Source organism: Streptomyces sp. BHT-5-2 (assembly GCF_019774615.1).
GTDB lineage: Bacteria > Actinomycetota > Actinomycetes > Streptomycetales > Streptomycetaceae > Streptomyces.
Map to the genome: position 1 here is coordinate 3,380,226 of NZ_CP081496.1, position 19,346 is coordinate 3,399,571.

Here is a 19,346-nt window from a genome sequence, read left to right on the forward strand (position 1 = left end):
GCGGGGGCATGAGTGCGGACACCTGCCTGTCCTCGGCTCAGCAACGGCTGTGGTTCGTCTGGCAGTTGCGGCCCGACGGCAATGAGTACAACGTGCCCAGGGCCACCCGGCTGCGCGGCGCGCTGGACGTCGGCGCACTGCGGCGGGCCATCGACCGGCTGGTGGCGCGGCACGACGCGCTGCGCGCCTCCTTCCCGACCGTGGCCGGTGCACCGGTGCTGCGGATCGCCGCCGAGATGAGCGTGCCGCTGCCGCTTACCGACCTGAGCGCGCTGCCCACCGCCGAGCGGGAAGCGGCGCTGGGCGAGGCGGTGGCCCGCGCCGCCCTGGCGCCGTTCGACCTGGAGAGCGGCCCGGTGCTGCGCACGGAACTGATCCGGCTGGCCCCGGACGACCACGCGCTGGTCCTCACCTTCCACCACATCGCCGTCGACGGCTGGTCCATGGGCATCATCGACCGCGAACTGTCCGCCCTGTACGCGGCCATGGTGGCCGACGGCGACGACCCGCTGCCCGCGCCGGGGCGCTCGTACCGCGACTGCGTCGCCGCCGAGCGACGGCTGCTGGAGGGGCCCCGCCGCCACGAGGCACTGGACCACTGGCGCGCCGAACTCGCCGGCGCGCCGCTCGAACTGGCCCTGCCGACCGACCGGCCGCACCCCGCGGCACCGAGCTTCGCTGGGGACAGTCGCGCCTTTCCCTTCTCGCCCGAACTGGCGGAACACGTCGACGCCGTCGCCGCCCGCTACCGCGTCACCCGCTTCATCACCCTGCTCAGCGGCTACGCGGCCCTGCTCTCCCGGATGACCTCCGCGCCCGACCTGGTCATCGGCGTACCGGTCAGCGGCCGTACGGAGATGGAGGTCGAGGGCACTGTCGGGCTGTTCGTCAACATGCTGCCACTGCACGTCCGTTGCACTGCGGACACCACCTTCGGCACGCTGCTGCACCAGGTGCGCGACACCTTCCTCGCCGGGCACGAATACCAGGATCTGCCCTTCCAACTGCTTGTCGAGGAGGTACAGCCGGACCGTTCGACGGCCCGCCACCCGCTGTTCCAGACGGTGGTCACCTACGAGGATCTGCCCGGCGAAGGCACCGCGCTCCCCGGCCTCGACACGTCGCCGCTGCCGGTCCCGACGCGGACGGCCAAGTACGAGCTGGCGCTGCATCTGGCGGGCAACCGGCAGCGCACCGAGGCATGGGTGGGCTACCAGACGGACGTCTTCGACGGCCGCAGCGCCGAGTTGATCGGCGAGCGCTACCTCCGCCTGCTGTCGGCCGCCCTCGCCGCGCCGGACACCCCGGTGTCGCGACTGCCCGTACTCGGGTCCGAGGAGGAGCGGATGCTGCTCACCGACTGGGCCGGAGCCCCGGAGCGGGCGGCCCGGCCCCCCGTACGGGAGCGGGTCGACCGGCTCGTCGAGCGGCAGGCGCGGGCCCACCCGGACGCGGTGGCGGTACGGAGCGACGAGGGCACCCTGACGTATGCCGAACTGGACCGCGCGGCCGACCTGATCGCGGCCGGGCTGCGCGCGGCGGGCGCGGGGCCGGGAACCCTCGTGGCGACCTGTCTGCCGCGCGGCGCTGACCTGGTGACCACGCAGCTCGGCGTCCTCAAGAGTGGCGCGGCCTACGTCTCGCTCGACCCCGCGCACCCCGCGTCCCGGCTGACCGCCATCCTCGCCGAGGCACGTCCGCTGCTGGCGCTGACCGACCCGGAGCACCGCGCGGCCCTGGAGTGCGAACGGGTGGAGACGCTCAACTCGCTGCGCAGCGGGGAGGATTCGGCGGATTCGGCGGACGACCCGCCCGTCGCGCCCGCCGGTCTCGATGATCTCGCCTACGTGATGTACACCTCCGGGTCCACGGGACGGCCCAAGGGCGTGCTGGTCGAACACCGCGCGCTGGCGAACCTGGTGACCTGGCACCGCGCGGAGTTCGGCATCGGACCGGGCGACCGCGGCACCCTCATCGCCGCCCCCGGATTCGACGCGTCCGTCTGGGAGACCTGGTCGGCCCTGACCGCCGGCGCCACCTTGGAGGTGCCCGCGGCCGAGACCGTCCTGTCGCCGCCCGAACTGCGCTCCTGGCTGACCGAACGGCGGATCACCAGTGCCTTCCTGCCCACGCCCCTCCTGGAGCGGATGACCCAGGATCCCTGGCCCGCCGGGTCGGTCCTGCGGTCGGTGCTGACCGGCGGCGACCGGCTGCGCGGAACGGGTCGGCACCCGCTGCCCTTCCGGCTGGTCAACAACTACGGCCCCACGGAGAGTACCGTCGTCGCCACCTCGGGCACGGTCCCGGCCGACGGCGGCGAGCGGGACACCCTGCCCGGCATCGGGCGGCCGATCGCGGGGGCCGAGGTGTATGTGCTGGACGCGGAGTTGCGGCCGGTGCCGGTGGGGGTGCCCGGTGAGCTGTACCTGGGCGGGGCGACACTGGCCCGGGGCTACCTGGGTCAACCCGCCCTGACCGCGGACCGCTTCGTGCCGCACCCGTACAGCCGGGTGCCCGGTGCACGGCTGTACCGTACGGGCGATCTGGTGCGCTGGCGCACCGACGCGGGCCTGGACTTCCTCGGCCGCAACGACCACCAGGTCAAGATCCGAGGCATCCGGGTCGAACCCGGCGAGATCGAGAACGTGCTGCGCGCCCACCCCGACGTACGCGACGCGGTCGTGACGGTCGTGAGCCCGGACGGCACCGCGGAGCCCGAACTCGCCGCTTATCTGGTGCCCGTCGACGCCTCCGGCACCCCCGACCTCGCCGCGCTCCACGACCACACGACCCGGCACCTGCCCCGCCATATGCACCCGCGCCGCTACCTCCTCCTGCCCTCGGTGCCGCTCACCGCCAACGGCAAGGTCGACCGCACGGCGCTCGCCGGGGCCGCCCGGGAACTCGCCCCGCCGTCCGCCGCCGCCCACCGGCGCGCCAGGACACCACTGGAGCGGCTGATCAGCGACGTATGGGCGCGGGCGCTCGGCCACGAGTCCTTCGGGACGGACGACAACTTCTTCGACGCGGGCGGCCATTCGCTGCTGCTGGCGTCGGTCCGCGACCGGCTCGCCGCCGAACTGGGCACCCCGGTGCGGATCGCCGACCTCTACGCGTACCCGACCATCGCCACCCTCGCCCGGCAGCTGTCCGGCGCCCCGGGCAGCACGGCCGGGGACCGGCCGGCGGGCCGTACCGGCGGCGTGGACGGCGGCGCTGAGCGCCGTCGGCGCGGCGCGGCCCGGCTGACGGCGATGCGGGCGCGGACCTCTTACGGAAGGGCTGAACGACAGTGACCGCCGAGTACTTCAACGAGCACGTCGAGGCGGAGGGCGTCGCGTACGACGCCGAGGCCGACGACACCCAGATCGCCGTCGTCGGCATGGCCTGCCGCTACCCCGGAGCCGTGACCCCGGAGGAGTTCTGGCACAACGTGGTGACCGGCGTCGACGGCGTACGGACCCTGACCGCGGACGAGTTGCGGGCCTGGGGCGAGGACCCGGCGCGGCTGTCCGATCCGCGCTATGTCCGCGAGCACGGTGTCGTCGCGGACTTCGGTGACTTCGACGCCGAGTTCTTCGGCGTCTCGGAACGCGACGCCGACCTGCTCAATCCGCAGCACCGGATCTTCCTGGAATGCGCCTGGGAAGCGCTGGAACGGGCGGGATACGACCCGCTGGCGGTCCCGGGCACGACCGGGCTGTACGCGGGCGCCGGGCGCAATGGCTATGCCTCGGTGATCCGGGAGCGGAGCGACCGCTTCCCGGGTGTGGACGACCTCACCCTCAGTCTCGCCAACGACCCCGAGCACCTGTGCTCCCGGGTGTCGTACATCCTCGGCTTGACCGGGCCGAGCGTGGCGGTCATGACCGCGTGCTCGACCTCGCTGGTCGCGGTGCACACGGCGAGCCTGGCGCTGCTGGCCGGTGAGTGTGACACGGCGCTGGCGGGCGGGGTCACGCTGCGGGCGCCCCGGTCCGGTTACTGGCACCGGGAGGGCGGGACCATGTCGCCGGACGGGCGCTGCCGGACGTTCTCCGAGGACGCGCGGGGCATCGTGGCCGGGGACGGCGCCGGGGTCGTCGTACTGCGCCGGCTGCGGGACGCGATCGAGGACGGCGACCACATCCACGCGGTGATCCGTGGCTCGGCCGTGAACAACGACGGCCACGACCGCGCCGGTTACACGGCTCCCGGCGTGCGCGGCCAGGAGGAGGTCATCCGCCGGGCGCAGCTCGCGGCCGGGGTGTCCCCGGGCGACATCTCCTACATCGAGGCGCACGGTACGGGGACGCCGGTCGGCGACCCCATCGAAGTGACCGCGCTGGCCCAGGCGTTCGGCGCGGACGGCACCGGTGACCGCACCGCGCGGGACACCGACGCCGAAGGTCCCGTGGCCCTGGGCTCGGTCAAGACGAACATCGGGCACACCGACACCGCCGCCGGAGTCGCGGGCCTCATCAAGACCGTCCTGGCGCTGGAGGACCGTACCCTCCCGGGCACCCTGCACTTCACCGGGCCGAACCCGCGGATCGACTTCGCGGCCACGCCCTTCAGCGTCACCACCCGGACCCGCAAGTGGGAGACCAGCCGGCTGCCGCGGCGGGCCGGGGTCAGCTCCTTCGGGATCGGCGGCACCAACGCGCACGTGGTGCTGGAGGAGGCGCCGGACGCCGTGCCGGCCGCGCTGGCGCCCGCCCCCGCCGAGCAGCTCCTGGTCCTCTCGGCCCGGACACCCACGGCCCTGGACGCGATGGCCGGGCGGCTGGCCGAGCATCTGCGCGGGCACCCGGAGCTGCCGCTGGACGCCGTCGCCCGGACCCTCCAACTGGGACGGCACGCGTTCGGTCACCGCCGTTACCTGGTCTGCGCCGACCGCGCCCAGGCACTCGCGGCGCTCGCGGCACCGGCGGCGGAGGACAGCGCCGTACGGTCGCCGGGCGATCCGGGCGGGGTACCGACCGTCCTCGCGTTCGCGGGCGCGGGCGCGTGGGAGGTCCGCTCCGCCCGCCAGCTGTACGCGTCCTTCCCGGCCTTCCGGGACGCGGCCGACGCCTGCTGCCGGGCGCTGGCCGGGACCCTCGGCCAGGACCTACAGCGGCTGTTGACAGCGGACGCGGAGGCGGCGGCCGATCCGGAGCCGGAGCGGGTGGCACGCTTCACCGTCGCCTACGCGCTGGCCCGCACGCTCATGGACTGGGGCGTGGCTCCCACGTCCGTCACGGGGCGGGGGCCGGGTGCCCTGGTGGCCGCGAGCGTCGCCGGGGCGCTGCCGCTCGCCGACGCGCTGCGGATCGCCGACGCGGCGGCGCGGGGCGGGGATCCGCTGCGGGAGGCGGTCCGGGGCGCCGCCTGGGGTACCTCCGAGCTGCCCTGGACCCATGCCGTCACCGGCGCGCGGGTGAGCCCGGGCGAGGCGGCCGACCCGGGCTTGTGGACGGAGCTTCTGGAGCGGACGCCCTCTCAACCTGCCGACGCGCCGACCCTGTTGACGGGTTCGGCGGGAGCCGACCGGCTGGTGCTGGAGATCGGGCCGGGGCGGACGGGCAACGCCCGCGCCGCGCTGCTCGACGCCGTGGGCTGGGCGTGGCGCGGCGGCGCGACGATCGACTGGGACCGCCTGCACACCGGACCGGACCGGCGCCGGGTGCCGCTGCCCACCTACCCCTTCGAGCGGCGGACCCATCTGGTGCGGCCCGAGCCCGCGCCCGAGACGGCCCGCGTCCCGGAGACGGCCGCCGCCCTGGCGCCGGTGGAGACGGAACGGCCGACTCCGGACGCGCCCGAGCCGGTCGAGCAGGTCCTGCTCGCGCTCTTCCGGCAGGTGCTCGGCACGCCCGAGGACGTCGCCGATCCCGACTTCTTCGAACACGGCGGGGACTCCCTCGCGGCCGTCGAGCTGGTCTCCCTCATCGAGACGCGGCTCGGGGTGGGGGTGTCGCTCGACGACGTGTTCGACCACCCGACGGTCAGCGGCCTGGCCCGCGTCGTCGAAGGGAGCCTCACATGACGGACCGGACCGCTCTCGTGACCGAGCCCGCCGGCACGGCGGACGCGCACCGGTCCCACCCGGCGTCCTTCGCCCAGCGGCGCCTGTGGTTCCTGGACCAGCTGGACTCGGGCAACGGCGCCTACAACCTGGTGGCCGCCCTGCGGCTGCGCGGGCCCCTGGACACCGAGGCACTGCACTGGTCGCTGAACCGCGTGGTGGACCGGCACGAGGTGCTGCGCACCGTTTTCCGGGCCGACGCGGAGGGGGAGCCCCAGCAGCAGGTGGCGCCCCACCGCACGCTCGCCCTCCCGGTCACCGACCTGACGCGGCAGCCGCTCGAAGACCGTGCCGAGCGGGCCCGGACGCTCGTCGAGACGGAGACCGAGCGGGCCTTCGACCTGGCTGCGGGCCCCCTCATCAGGACCCATATGGTGCGCCTGGACCAGCGGGACCACGTGCTCGCCGTGATCTGCCACCACACCGTGTGCGACGGCTGGTCCATGGACCGGCTCTTCGCGGAACTGTCCGAGCTGTACGCGGCGCGCACCGCCGGGCGCGTACCTGCGCTGGAGCCGCTGCCGATGCAGTTCGGGGAGTACGCGGCCCGGCAGCGCGACGAACTCGCGGGGGCCAAGACGCAGACCGCGCTGGCTTATTGGCGGGCTCGGCTGGACGGGGCGCCGACGCTGCTGGAGCTGCCTACCAGCTTTCCCCGCCCCGCCGTGCAGGGCTTCGACGGCGCGACGCACACCGTGCCGCTGAGCCGCGAGACCTGGCAGGCGGTTCGGGCCGGCGCGGCGCGGCACAAGGCCACCCCGTTCATGCTGCTGCTGTCGGCGTTCGCCCTCCAGCTGTCCCGCCTGTCGGGCGCCGAGGACCTGGTCATCGGCAGCCCGAGCGCCGGGCGCGCCCGGCCCGAACTCGCCCCGCTGGTCGGCATGTTCGTCAACACGCTGCCGTTGCGTATCGACCTGTCCGGCGATGTGACGTTCGAGGAGCTGCTGCGCCGGGTGCGGCGCAGCACCCTGGACGCCTTCCCCCGGCAGGACGTACCACTGGAGCGGATCGTCACGGAGCTGGGTCCGGAGCGCGCCCGCAGCCACGACCCGCTGTTCCAGGCGATGTTCGCGCTCCAGCAGCCGCTGGCCGCGCCCGAGCTGGTCGGTCTGGCGACGGACATCTTCCCGGTGAGCCCGCGGACGACCTTCACGGATCTCTGGCTGGAGATCCGGCCGCACACGGACGGCACAGGCGGCGCGGACTGCTGCTTCCGCTACCGCACCGAACTCTTCGACGCGGCGACGGTCAGCCGCCTGGCGCGGCAGTACCGACACCTGCTGCGCACCGCGCTGGACGCCCCGGAGACCCGGCTGTCACGGTTCTCCCTCACGGACGAGCAGGAGACGGACCGGCTGCTGCGCCAGGGGAACCGCAGCGCGGAGGCGCACCCGTGGGACGGCCCGGTGCACGACGCCGTCGACCGGCAGGCGCGGCGTACGCCCCGGGCCACCGCCGTGGTCTTCGCGGAGGAGCGGCTGAGCTACGCGCAACTCTCCGCGCGGGCCGGCCAGTTGGCGCGGCACCTGGCCACCCGCGGCGCCGCGCCGGACATCCCCGTCGCGGTCTGTCTGCCCCGCGGTACCGGTCTGGTCACCTCGGTCCTGGCCGTCATGGCCAGCGGGAGCGCCTATCTGCCGCTGTCTCCCGAGGACCCGCCGGACCGGCTGGTGCGGATGCTTCGCGCGGCGGGCGCGGCCCACATCCTCACCACGCGGGAGCTGGCTCCGGTCCTCGCCGACGCGGGCGCGCCCGTCACGGCCGTGGACACCTTCCGCTGGGAGGAAGGCGGGCGGCCGGACCAGCCCATGGCCACCGGCCGGGTCGGCCCCGACCACCTCGCCTACGTCATCCACACCTCCGGATCCACCGGTGCCCCGAAGGCGGTGGGCGTCCCGCACCGCGGCCTGGCCAACCGCGTCCACGGTATCCAGGACACCCACGGCCTGGACGCCTCGGACCGCGTCCTGCACAAGACGCCCGTCACCTTCGACGTCTCCCTGTGGGAGCTGCTGTGGCCGCTGACGACGGGGGCCACGCTCGTCGTGGCGGAGCCGGGCGGCCACCGCGACCCCACCTACCTCGTCGAGCTGATCGAACGCGAGCGGGTGACCACCGTGCACTTCGTGCCGCCGCTGCTCGCCGCCTTCCTCGAAGAGCCCGGACTGCACCGCTGCGCGTCGCTGCGCCGGGTGCTCTGCAGCGGTCAGGAACTGCCCCGCGCCACCCGCGACCGCTGCCTGGAGCGCCTGCCCGCCCGGCTGTTCAACGCGTACGGACCGACCGAGGCGTCGATCGAGGTGACCGAGGAGGAGTGCGCGCCGAGGGCCGCCGGAGGAGGGGCACCCGATCCGCGGGTCTCCATCGGGCGGCCGATCGCGGGGGCCGAGGTGTATGTGCTGGACGCGGAGTTGCGGCCGGTGCCGGTGGGGGTGCCCGGTGAGCTGTACCTGGGCGGGGTGACACTGGCCCGAGGCTATTTGGGTCAACCCGCCCTGACCGCGGACCGCTTCGTGCCGCACCCGTACAGCCGGGTGCCCGGTGCACGGCTGTACCGTACGGGCGATCTGGTGCGCTGGCGCACCGACGCGGGCCTGGACTTCCTCGGCCGCAACGACCACCAGGTCAAGATCCGGGGCATCCGGGTCGAACCCGGCGAGATCGAGAACGCGCTGCGCGCCCACCCCGACGTACGCGACGCGGTCGTGGTCGCCACCCGCCCGGACGGCGGCACGAGGGTACGACTCACCGCGTATCTCGTGCCGTACGAAACCGGCGGATCCGAAGCGGCACCGGACGCCGACGCCCTGGTCGCCTCGGTGGGCGAACAACTGCGGGCCCGCCTGCCCGAGTTCATGGTCCCGTCCCGGACCGTCGTGCTGCCCCGTCTCCCGCTCAACGCGAGCGGCAAGGTCGACCGGGCCGCCCTGCCCGCGCCCGCCGACCCCGCGCCGGCCCCCGCGACCGACCTCGTGGCACCCACGGACCACGTCGAAGGCACGCTCGCGCGCATCTGGTCCCAGGTGCTCGACCGGCCGGGGGTCGATGTGACCGAGGACTTCTTCGCCATCGGCGGGGACTCCCTCAAGAGCATCCAACTGGTGCACCGGGCGCGGGAAGCCGGGCTGTCGCTGCGCGTCGGCGACATCTTCCACCACCCCACCGTCCGCGACCTCGCGGCCCACGTGCGGCGCACGGCCGCCCCCTCCCCCGCCGAGCCCCGGGAGGACCGGTGAAGAGCCCCTGGCTGCTGCGCTTCCCGCCGCGCCCCGACGCGCGAGTGCGCCTGGTGTGCCTGCCGGGGGCGGGCAGTACGGCGTCCATGTACCACCCGTGGTCGACGCGGTTCCCCGAGGAGGTGGAGATCTGCGCGGTCCAACTACCGGGCCGCGGCGGACGGTTGCGGGAGACCGCGTACCGCCGGATGGAACCGCTGGCCGACGCCCTGACCGAGGTGCTGCGCGCCGAGTGCGACCGCCCCGTGGTCCTCTTCGGCCACAGCCTCGGCGCCCTGATCGCGTACGAGGTGGCCGCGCGGCTGCGGGAACTGCCGGGCGCGACGGTGGCCGCGCTGATCGTGGCGGCCCACAAGGCACCCCATCTGGGCAGCGCGGAGGTGTCCAGCCACGATCTGCCGGACGAGGAACTGCTGGCCTTTCTCGACCGGTTGGGCGGCACGCCCGAGGGGGTGCTCGCCCGGCCGGACATCCGGCGGCTGGCACTGCCCGCCCTGCGGGCCGACTTCGAGCTGGACTTCACCTACGCGTACCGCGAGCGGCCCCCGCTGGACATTCCCCTCTGCGCGTTCGGCGGCGCCGCCGACGCCCTGGTGTCGGAATCCGAACTCGACGCCTGGGACCGGCACACGGCGCGCACCTTCCGTATGCGGCGCCTGCCCGGCGGCCATTTCTTCCTCACCGGCCCGCACGGCGCCGACATGCTCGCGCGGATGCGTGCCCAAATGCTCGCCCTCGCCCGGCCCGACCTGCCGGACCACGGCAGGCCCCACACAGCGACACCCCGCACAGGAACACCCCGCACAGGAGAGGACCGCGTCGCCCATGTTTGAGGACGATGACGACCGCCAGTACACCGTGGTCCGCAATCACGAGGACCAGTACTCCCTCTGGCCGGCCGACCGCCCCGCCCCGGCCGGCTGGGAATCCGTGGGAGTCACGGGCCCCAAGTCCGCGTGCCTGTCCCACATCAGTACGGCGTGGACCGACCTGCGCCCCCTGAGCCTGCGTTCCTGACAAGGAGGAGACCCACGTGCTGGCACAAGCGACGCTGCACCGGCTGTTCGAGGAACAGGCCGCGCGCACCCCGGACGCGCAGGCCGTGACGGACGGCCGGCAGTCCCTGACCTACCGTCAACTGGACGACCGGGCCGCCCGCCTGGCCACCGCCATCCTGCGGCACGCCCCCGCGCCGGGCACCCGGATCGGCCTGTACCTGCGCCGAGGGGCCGACGTGGTGGCCTCGGTGCTCGCCGTCATGAAGGCGGGCTGCGCCTACGTACCGCTGGACCCCGCGTACCCGCACGACCGGGTGCGCTACATGGCCCGCGACGCGTCACTGGACCTGGTGGTGACCGACCAGGACGCGGCCGCGGTGCTGCCCGAGGCCACCGTCATCACCGTCGATGACGCCGTACACTCCCAACCTCCCCTGGAGAGCGGCCGGGTGACGGTCACCCCGGACATGCCCGCCTATGTCATCTACACCTCCGGGTCGAGCGGCGATCCCAAGGGCGTCGAGGTGTCCCACCGGAACGTCACGGCACTGCTGGCGGCCTGCGACCGGGTGTTCGCGCTGCGCGACGACGACGTGTGGACGCTGTTCCACTCGCCCTGCTTCGACTTCTCCGTCTGGGAGATGTGGGGTGCCCTGGCCCACGGCGGCAAGCTGGTCGTGGTGCCGGCCGAGGTCGCTCGTTCGCCCGAGGCGACCCTCGACCTCGTGGTGTCCGAGCGCGTCACCGTCCTCAACCAGGTGCCCTCGGTGTTCCGCTATCTGTCCCGGTCGGCGGTGGCCCGCGCCGAGGACACCGCCGACCGGCCCGGAACGGCCCTGCGGTACGTCATCTTCGGCGGTGAGCCGGTGGACGTCGAAGCGGTCCGCGCCTGGCGCCGACTCCACGGAACACACACGGAGTTCTTCAACATGTACGGCATCACCGAGACGACGGTGTTCGCCACCTACCGAAGGCTGCCGGAGAGCGAGATCGACCCACCGTCGACGGCCGCCCCCGATGCCCCGGCCACCTCGGACGCCCCGACTCTCACGGGCGCGGCCGCCGACCCGGAGCTGAACATCGGACGTCCGCTCGACGGCTTGGAGGTGGTGCTGCTCGACGAGTGGGGCGGCCCCACCCCGCCCGGAAGGACCGGCGAACTCTGCCTCGCCGGAGACCAGTTGGCGATCGGCTACCTGAACCGTCCGGAGCTGACCGACGAGCGCTACCCCCTCCTCGACGTGTCGGGCACCGGCGAGACCCGGCGCTACTACCGCAGCGGCGATCTGGCCGTGGCCCGGCCGGACGGCAGCTGGGAGTACGCGGGACGCGCCGACGACCAGGTGAAGATCAACGGCTATCGGATCGAGACGGGCGAGATCGAGGCCGCGCTGCGCGCCACCGACGGCGTCCAGGACCTCGTGGTGCTGCCGGTCGCCAGCCGGATCGGCGAACGCATGCTCGCGGCCTGCTACACCCCCGCGCCCGGCGTCGACCAGCAGGAGCTGGCCGCACGCCTGGCGGCCCGCGCCGCCGCGGCGCTGCCCGGCTACATGGTGCCGCGCCGCTTCGTACCCGTGCCCGAACTACCGCTGAGCCCTTCGGGCAAGACCGACAAGCGCGCACTCGCCGCACAGGTGTCATGACTCACGCTGGAGGCCCCATGGCTGACGCGACCGACAACCGGCCCCCCGGCCGCGGCACCCGTTGGTCCGCGCCGCACGACGCCCTGCCACTGTCCGCCGTACAAGAGGCCATGTGGATCTCCTGGCAGCGCGATCCCGAGGCGTTGACACACGTCGTACCACTGACCCTGGAAGTCAGCGGCGACCTGGACACCGAGCGGCTGCGGGCGGCCGTCACCGAACTGGCCCGCCGCCACCCCATGCTGCGGGCCCGCGTCGAGCCGGGCGCCACGGGCACCCGCCTGACCTGGGCCGGGACACCACCCGTCCCGTTCACGGTCCATGCCGTCAGCGCCGCCGACGACGGTGCCGTCGTGGCCGCCCGCCGGCCCCTCGACCTGAGCCGCGGCCCGCTGGCCCGCGCCGAGGTACTGCGCGGCCCGGACCGCACCGTGGTGCTGCTCACCATCCACCACCTGGTCCTGGACGGCGCCACGATCCCACTGCTCCTCGACGACCTACGCCGCGCCTACGCCGGAGAGCCGCTCGGCGAGCCGGACGCCCCCGGCCCGCTCATCGCCCACGCCCGGCGCTCGTGGGAACTGGCCCTCGGCGCCGACGGCGCGCCGCTGCGCGCGTACTGGCGCACCGCGCTCGCGGGGAGCACCGCCCCGGCCCGCCCGCTGCCCGTACGGGCCGAGCCGACCGGCTACCGTCAGTGGCCGTGTGCCGTCGACCCCGAACTGGTCGGGCGCGTCCGGAAGCTGGCCCGCGAACTGGACGTCACGTACTTCACGGTCATGTTCGCCGCCCTCTTCGTCACCGTGCACCGCCACACCGCCGCCGACGACCTCATCGTCTCCGCGCCCTACCACGGACGGTCCGACCCCGCCCTCGCCGAGCGGACCGGCTGCTTCGTCAACGTCCTGCCCTACCGCGAGCGGTTGCCCGGTGCCCGCACCTACGCGGAGCTGCTGACCGGCCTGCGCGCCCAGGTGCGCACCGGCACCACGCACGGTGAGCTGCCGCTGCCCGCGATCCTGCGGGCCGCGGACCTGGCGGCACCGGCCGAGCGGGCCCGTACCCACCAAGTGGTCTTCTCATACACCCAGTTCGGGAACCACGAAGGCACGGGCGGGCGCGGCCCCGACGTGAGCCGGCTCGCGCTGACCGGCGGGGGCACCCGCTGCGAGCTGCGGCTCCTGGACGTGGCCGACGTGGCGGACTACCGGCTCAGCGCCCTGCTCGTCGAGGACGGCCGCGGCAGCCGCATGCTGTGGAAGGACCCGCACGGCACCCTGGGCGAGGATCTGCTCGCCTCACTGGCCCGCGACCACCTGGCCGTCGTGGCGGACATGGTCGACGCCCCGCACCGCACCCTCGCCGAGGCCCGGGACCTGCTGCCCGCGCTCGGCGTCCCGCCCGCGTCCGCCGACGCCGCGGGGCCCGCGCCGACCACCGCGGACGGGCCCCGTCCGGACGGGCCACCCGCACCAACTCCGCTCCCCCGTACGCCCGTTGCGTCCCTGGCCTCGCCCACCGCCGCCGCGCTCGCCGAGGTCTGGCGGCAGGTCCTGGGCGTGGCGGTGACCTCGGCCGAGGACTCCTTCTTCGAGATGGGCGGGCACTCCCTGCTCGCCACCACGCTGCTGACCCGGATCGGCCGGCGCTTCGGCGTCGAGCTGTCCCTGCGGGAACTCTTCAGCCACCCCGGCTTCGGCGAGCTGGTCCAGGCCATCGACGCCGGGCGGGCCCCCGCTCCGGCCGAGGACCTGTCCGGGGTCCGGCCCGCGGACGCCCCGGCGGCCCGCCCCACGCCCGGCGAGGCGTTCCCGGCGTCCGGTTTCCAGGAGAGCATCTGGCTCGCCCAGCGCCTGGACCCCGTCCACGCGACCTATCACGTACCGCTGTCCTGGGACGTGACGGGAGACCTGGATCCGTCGGCGCTGCGCCGCGCGCTCGCCCTGCTGATCTCCCGGCACGAGATCCTGCGCACCCGCTTCGTCGACCGCGACGGCCGCCTGTACCAGGACGTCACCGGTCCGTGGACGCCCGACGTGGAGCAGGTCGACCTCAGCCGGTGCGGCACGGCCGAGCGCGAGGGGCGGCTGCGGCGCTGGGCGGCCGACGCCGCGCACGACCTGGTGCCGCGCAGCGGACGGCTGCTGCGTGCCGCGCTGTTCACGGTGGCGCCGCACCGCCACACCCTGGCGCTGTGCGTCCATCACCTCGTCCTCGACGGCGAGTCGGTGCCGCTGCTCGTACGGGAGTTGGAGCGCTGTTACGCGGCGGCCGAACCGGGGGCGGCCCTGCCACCGGCGCCGCCGCACCAGTACCGCGACCTGGTGGCCGCCGAGCGGAGCGGCTCGCGGACGGCGGCCGACCTCGCGTACTGGCGGGACCGGCTGGCGGGCGCCCCCAGCTCCTTGGACCTTGGCGCACCCTCCGCCCCCGAGCCCCTGGGGAACCTCGGGCTGCGGCTGGCGCCCGGCCTGGCCCGCCAACTGCTGCCCGTGCAGCGGGCCGAGAAGACCTCGGCCTTCATCATTCAGGCCACGGCGGTCGCCGCGGCGCTGCACCGCTGGACCGGGCGCCCGGACCTGACCTTCGGCATCCCGGTGGCCAGCCGTGGCGAGACCGGCTTCCAGGACGTCATCGGACCGTGCCTGAACACGCTGGTGCTGCGCTCCCACTGCACGCGCGAGACGTCACTCGCCGCACTGCTGCGGGCGGTTCGGGAGGACGTCATCGCGGCCTTCGAGCACCGCGCGGCCCCGTTCGACGACGTGGTGCGCGCCCTCGCGCCGACGCGGTCACCCGGGCACACGCCGTACGTCGACGTCCTGCTCAACAGCGTCAGCCTGACCCACTGGTCGGGGACGCTCGGCGGGGCCGAGCTGACTCCGGTGGACTTCGTCGCCGAGCGCACGGAAACCAGTAAGTTCCCGCTCACCATCACCTTCGCGGAAAACAGCGCCGCGCTACGGGGCTCGGTGGCCTATCGCGGCGACCGGATCAGTGGCGTGGCCGCCGGGAAACTGGCGGATGAACTCTCCGTAATTCTCCATGAATTCGGCGAACTCCTCCCACGGCCGGTGATCACTCCGCAGCCCCTCGAACTCTCGGGAAGGATCCGCGAGAACTCATGAACACATTCCGGTTCGGGGTCAATCTGAATTCTGCGACGGGACACCAGGAATGGACGGACAAGTGCCGCGCCGCGGAGGCGCTCGGCTATGACGTCCTCACCGTGCCGGATCACCTCGGTGTACAGGCCCCCTTTCCCGCGCTGGTCGCCGCGGCCTCGGTGACCGAGCGGGTGCGGGTGGCCCCCTTCGTACTCAACAGCGCCTTCTGGAACTCCGTTCTGCTGGCCCGCGAGGTGATGACGACGGACCGGCTCACCGACCGGCGGCTCGACGTGGGGCTGGGCACCGGATACGTCCGCGCGGAGTTCGAGAAGGCCGGCCTGGAATGGGGTACGGCCGGAAGCCGGGTGGACCGCCTGGAGGCGACGGTCACCGAACTGACACGGCTGCTGGACAACCCCCGTGAACTCGGCGACACCCAGCCCCCGTTCCGGCCTCCCATAGTGATCGGCGGCAACGGCGACCGGGTGCTGCGGCTGGCCGCGCGGCATGCCGACATCGTCGCGTTCACCGGCGCCGCCCTCAAACGCGGTGCACGGCGGGGCACGTTGGAGCTGCTGGACGCCGTCGCGGTCGCGGAACGGGTCGACTACTTCGAGCGGGTGGCCGGGGAGCGCGCCGCCGGCGTCGAGCGCAACATCCTGGTCCAGGCGGTGGTGGTGACGCCCCGCCGCCGGGAGGCGGCCGAGGCGCTGAGCCGCCGGATGCCGCACCTGACGGCCGAGCGAGCCGCGGACGCGCCCACGGTGCTGATCGGTTCCGTGAAGGAGATCACAGCCCAACTCCTGGAGCGGCGCGATCGATTCGGTTTCTCGTACATCAGCGTGCATGAATCGGCCATGCGCGATTTCGCACCGGTGGTCGAATCGCTCGCCGGACGGTGATCCACCGGGCGACGCTGCCGGGGCCGAGGAGCACCAAGGCCCCGGCGCTACCCCCGTATACGGGTGACTGAAAACAACCACCCCAAGTGGGCGTCCCAGGCCAGAGTTTAACACCCCCTATATCGAATACAGGATTCCGCTCGGGTTACATTGGGTGCCGACCACATGACCCGTGCATGCGAGGGATTACCGGAATGCGTCCGCACACGCGCCGCATTCCGGTACGGCATGACACGGCTCTGCGCAACGGGCTGCCCCTCCTGACGGGTGGGGCAGCCCGATTACGCGGGGTGCGCATCAGGGGGGAATCCTTGGGAAATCCGATTGCCGTAGCCGTGCTCGCCGATGACCCCATCACGGAAGAGGGAGCCATTGCGCGGTTGACTTCGTACGAAGAAATCGCGCCGCGTTCTCTGGACTACCGGACCGCTGACGTGCTGCTCGGGCTGGCCAACGAAGTGACCGGGAACATGTTGACGAGAGTGGAGCGCGTGCGCCGCGAGAACACGCGCAACGGTCGCCGGCTCCCCGTAGTGCTCGTCGCCAACGAATTCCCGGAACACTCCATGCTGCGCGCGATCGGCCTGGGACTGGTCAACCTGCTGCACCGGCGCAACAGCAGCTTCGACGTCATCGTGCGCGCCGTCGTGGCGGCCGCACGCGGTCACGCGAAACCGGGCGACGGCGTGCAGCAGCGGCTGATCAGCCAGATCCACGCTCTCCGGGACAACGCCCTGATCCCGCACGGCCTCAACGTCGCGGGCCTCGCGGCCAGAGAGGTCAAGGTGCTCGGACTGCTCGCCGACGGTCTGAGCACCAAAGAGGTGGCGGAAAAGATCGGCTGCTCCGAGCGCACGATCAAGAGCGTCATCCACGAGCTGGTGGCCCGCCACAATCTGCGAAACCGCACCCATGCCGTGGCCTTCGCCCTGCGTACCGGCGTGCTGTGACCCGACGCCCCGACCTCACGGTGCTTTCCTGGCCTCGGTGTGCTCGGTGGCCTCGCAGTGCTTCTTGATGAGGCCGTAGAAGCGCACGCGGGTGTCGAGGTCGTAGACGGGTGTGGTTCAGCACGAGTTCGTCCGCTCCGGTCTGTGCGACATCCCATGAGTTCCACTGAGCCCTGCTGAGTCATTGCCCCCGTGGCCAGAGTGTCCTGTCTCCTTGGGGTGTTCTTCGTGCCGGTGACGTAGATTGCTGGGCCGACATGCGCACGCCACACGTCCTGCGGCATTTCTGCGCGTCCGAGCTCGGTTACGCGTCGTGGCTGGGAGTCCGTTCCCGGAGCGGCAGCACCGAGGGGACGCGCCGGCTGCCTTGCGGGGGTGACCGCGTCCTCCCGTCCTGTCAGGGCAGGAGGACGATGCGGGTGTCGGTCGGGGTGTTGGTGGCCCAGGCAGTCCCGACTTCGCTCAGAGGTATGGCCAGGGTCTCGATCGTCAGGTTGTCGGTGGGGAGCCGGTCGACGAGTTCCCGGTGGGCGGTATGCATCTCGACGGGTGGGACGGAGCCCTGGCCACTGCCGCGGAAGTCGATGTTGGCCTTGCGCAAGGTGGCCCCGGGGAGGGTGATGTCGGGGCCGGCCATGGCGCCGACGTGGACCCAGCGTAGGCGGGTGGCCGGATCGGTGCGGGCGTCGGAGAGTGCGGCCAGGGCGACTTCGGTGGGGTGGCCCCAGAGGTAGTCGACGACCACGTCGGCGTTGGCGGCCGTCTCGGCAAGGCGTGCGGCGATGGTGTCGTCGGCGGCGGTGAGTGCGACGGTGTGGTCCGCGCCGAGGGCCGGGAGCCCGGCCAAGGTGTGGGCGTTGCGGCCGGTGGCAGTGATGGTGCCCGCGCCGAGAAGGCGCGCGAGCTGGACGGCCATCTGTCCGGCGTTGCCGGTGGCGCCGAGGATCAGGACGCGCTCGCCGGGCTTCAGTCCGGCGCGGTGTGTCAGGGCGAGCCAGGCGGACATGGCCGGGTTCATCGCCCCGGCCACCATGACGTCGTCAACGCCCTCGGGTAGGGGGACCAGCTGGCTGGCGGGGACGGCGACGAACTCGGCCATGCTCCCGTTCGGTGCCCTCAGGCCACTGAAGAAGACGCGGGTGCCCTCCGGGGTCCGGCCCACACCGTCGAAGCCGGGGATCAGAGGCAGGGTCTGGTCGCTGGTGTAGTGGGTGCCCGCGGCGCCGGACCGGACGCGCGGATGGAGACCGGCGGCGAGCACTCGGATGAGCACCTCGCCCTCGGCGGGCCTCGGGTCGGGGTGTTGCTGGTAGCGCGGCGGTCGCCCGAACGCGGTGACTACTGCGGCATGCATGGGAGCTCCCTTCGTGTGCTGTGCTTGCGACGGCGGTGTGTGTCAGTCGACTTGATCCATCCGGTGCTCGGGCTGGAGGGTGAGCCCGGACCGGCGTGCCTGCTCAAGCACCAGCACGGCGAAGTCCTCGTCGTGGTAGCCCGCGCCGACCGCCGATGTCACGAGTTGCGCGGCGTCCGCCGTGACCGGCATGGGCACGATCAACTCACGCGCGGCGGCCAGCGCGAGCTCAAGGTCCTTGCTCAGCAGCGGTGGTGTGAAGGTCGGGGTGAAGTCCAGCTCCACCAGCGCCTGGGTCTTGGACCGGGTGAAGTGCGAGCCCAGCACCGAGTTGTTGAGGAATTCCAGGAAAGCGGACCGGGAGATGCCTGCCTTGTTCGCCAGCACGGTGACCTCTGCCAACGACTGGGCGAGGACTCCGAGCATCGCGTTGTGGCAGATCTTGACCAGTCGGGCCTCTTCCTGTTCTCCCACATGGGTCGCCTTGGCGGCCAACCGCTCCAGTACCGGCCGGGCGTTGGAGTACGCGCCTTTGGGCCCGGACACGGCCAGTGTGGCCATGCCGTCCGCAACCGCGTAAGGGTTACCGCTGACCGGAGCCGCCAGGAATGCGGTTCCTCGCTCGCGGCCGGCCTGACGCACCCGTGACGATGCCTCGGCCGACACCGTCGAGCAGTCGATCAGCACTCCGGGTGCCGGCTCGCCCCGCAGCACTCCGTCCTGGCCACTGGTCACGGCCAGCAGGTCGTCGGAGGCCGAGACCATGGTGAACACCAGGTCGCAATCGGCCAGGTCCACCGGCCGGTCAACCACCGTGGCGCCGTCCTCGGCGAGCGCCTCGGCCTTGGCGCGCGTGCGGTTGTAGACAGCAACCTGGTAACCGGCGGCCAGCAGCCGCCGGCCCATCGCGACACCCATCCGGCCGGCTCCGATCCAGCCGATCCGCGGCATGCCGTTCTCTTCGGTCATGGTCAGCTCCCTCGCGTCCTTCATGTCGTTCACGTCTTTCAGCTCCTTCGCCGGATGAGCCGGTAACGCCATCGACTCTGCCGTCGGGCATGCATCACGTCCAACGAAAGGTCGCGATATGACACATCGCGA

11 protein-coding genes are annotated in these 19,346 nt (G+C 72.9%); 9 read left to right on the forward strand and 2 right to left on the reverse strand.

What is annotated here, in order from left to right:
* Positions 1-8: 8 nt before the first annotated feature.
* The 9 genes from K2224_RS15145 to K2224_RS15185 all read left to right on the forward strand — a co-directional run bounded on the left by K2224_RS15145 (position 9) and on the right by K2224_RS15185 (position 16,891).
* Positions 9-3,296: a non-ribosomal peptide synthetase gene (locus K2224_RS15145; RefSeq protein ID WP_221907047.1), complete on the forward strand. Its 3,288-nt coding sequence runs from the start codon at positions 9-11 to the stop codon at positions 3,294-3,296.
* Positions 3,293-6,010 (forward strand): type I polyketide synthase, encoded by a 2,718-nt coding sequence (locus K2224_RS15150; protein WP_221907048.1) that lies wholly within the window; start codon positions 3,293-3,295, stop codon positions 6,008-6,010. Before K2224_RS15145 ends, K2224_RS15150 begins: the two co-directional genes overlap by 4 nt.
* Positions 6,007-9,285: a non-ribosomal peptide synthetase gene (locus tag K2224_RS15155; protein WP_221907049.1), complete on the forward strand. Its 3,279-nt coding sequence runs from the start codon at positions 6,007-6,009 to the stop codon at positions 9,283-9,285. The genes K2224_RS15150 and K2224_RS15155 overlap by 4 nt, the downstream gene beginning before the upstream one ends.
* Positions 9,282-10,118, forward strand: coding sequence for a thioesterase II family protein (locus K2224_RS15160; RefSeq protein ID WP_221907050.1), 837 nt, complete (start codon positions 9,282-9,284; stop codon positions 10,116-10,118). The genes K2224_RS15155 and K2224_RS15160 overlap by 4 nt, the downstream gene beginning before the upstream one ends.
* Positions 10,111-10,302 (forward strand): MbtH family protein, encoded by a 192-nt coding sequence (locus tag K2224_RS15165; RefSeq protein WP_221907051.1) that lies wholly within the window; start codon positions 10,111-10,113, stop codon positions 10,300-10,302. The genes K2224_RS15160 and K2224_RS15165 overlap by 8 nt, the downstream gene beginning before the upstream one ends.
* Positions 10,303-10,318: 16 nt before the next feature.
* The gene (locus K2224_RS15170) at positions 10,319-11,929 is read left to right on the forward strand and encodes an amino acid adenylation domain-containing protein (RefSeq protein WP_221907052.1); all 1,611 of its coding nucleotides are present in this window, start codon (positions 10,319-10,321) and stop codon (positions 11,927-11,929) included.
* Positions 11,930-11,946: 17 nt separating this feature from the next.
* Complete coding sequence (locus K2224_RS15175) at positions 11,947-15,057, forward strand: condensation domain-containing protein (RefSeq protein WP_221907053.1); 3,111 nt, start codon at positions 11,947-11,949, stop codon at positions 15,055-15,057.
* Positions 15,054-15,941, forward strand: a complete 888-nt coding sequence (locus K2224_RS15180; RefSeq protein WP_221907054.1) for a TIGR03621 family F420-dependent LLM class oxidoreductase — start codon at positions 15,054-15,056, stop codon at positions 15,939-15,941. Before K2224_RS15175 ends, K2224_RS15180 begins: the two co-directional genes overlap by 4 nt.
* A 194-nt stretch (positions 15,942-16,135) precedes the next feature.
* Positions 16,136-16,891, forward strand: a complete 756-nt coding sequence (locus tag K2224_RS15185; RefSeq protein WP_221907055.1) for a helix-turn-helix transcriptional regulator — start codon at positions 16,136-16,138, stop codon at positions 16,889-16,891.
* A gap of 397 nt (positions 16,892-17,288) precedes the next feature.
* Here K2224_RS15185 and K2224_RS15190 read toward each other — a convergent pair whose 3' ends face one another.
* Together K2224_RS15190 and K2224_RS15195 are read right to left on the reverse strand one after the other, a co-directional pair.
* Positions 17,289-18,245 (reverse strand): zinc-binding alcohol dehydrogenase family protein, encoded by a 957-nt coding sequence (locus tag K2224_RS15190; protein ID WP_221907056.1) that lies wholly within the window; start codon positions 18,243-18,245, stop codon positions 17,289-17,291.
* A 42-nt stretch (positions 18,246-18,287) separates the two neighbouring features.
* Positions 18,288-19,238 carry an NAD(P)-dependent oxidoreductase gene (locus K2224_RS15195; protein WP_260693461.1) on the reverse strand — a complete coding sequence of 317 codons (951 nt, stop codon included), beginning with the start codon at positions 19,236-19,238 and terminating at the stop codon, positions 18,288-18,290.
* Positions 19,239-19,346: the final 108 nt, after the last annotated feature.

Excerpts from the sequence above, each read along its gene's own strand:
- K2224_RS15145 (WP_221907047.1), top strand. The coding sequence starts at position 9 with ATGAGTGCGGACACCTGCCTGTCCTCGGCTCAGCAACGGCTGTGGTTC.
- K2224_RS15155 (WP_221907049.1), top strand. The coding sequence starts at position 6,007 with ATGACGGACCGGACCGCTCTCGTGACCGAGCCCGCCGGCACGGCGGAC.
- K2224_RS15165 (WP_221907051.1), top strand. The coding sequence starts at position 10,111 with ATGTTTGAGGACGATGACGACCGCCAGTACACCGTGGTCCGCAATCAC.
- K2224_RS15175 (WP_221907053.1), top strand. The coding sequence starts at position 11,947 with ATGGCTGACGCGACCGACAACCGGCCCCCCGGCCGCGGCACCCGTTGG.
- K2224_RS15180 (WP_221907054.1), top strand. The coding sequence starts at position 15,054 with ATGAACACATTCCGGTTCGGGGTCAATCTGAATTCTGCGACGGGACAC.
- K2224_RS15185 (WP_221907055.1), top strand. The coding sequence starts at position 16,136 with ATGCGTCCGCACACGCGCCGCATTCCGGTACGGCATGACACGGCTCTG.
- K2224_RS15190 (WP_221907056.1), bottom strand. The coding sequence starts at position 18,245 with ATGCATGCCGCAGTAGTCACCGCGTTCGGGCGACCGCCGCGCTACCAG.
- K2224_RS15195 (WP_260693461.1), bottom strand. The coding sequence starts at position 19,238 with ATGAAGGACGCGAGGGAGCTGACCATGACCGAAGAGAACGGCATGCCG.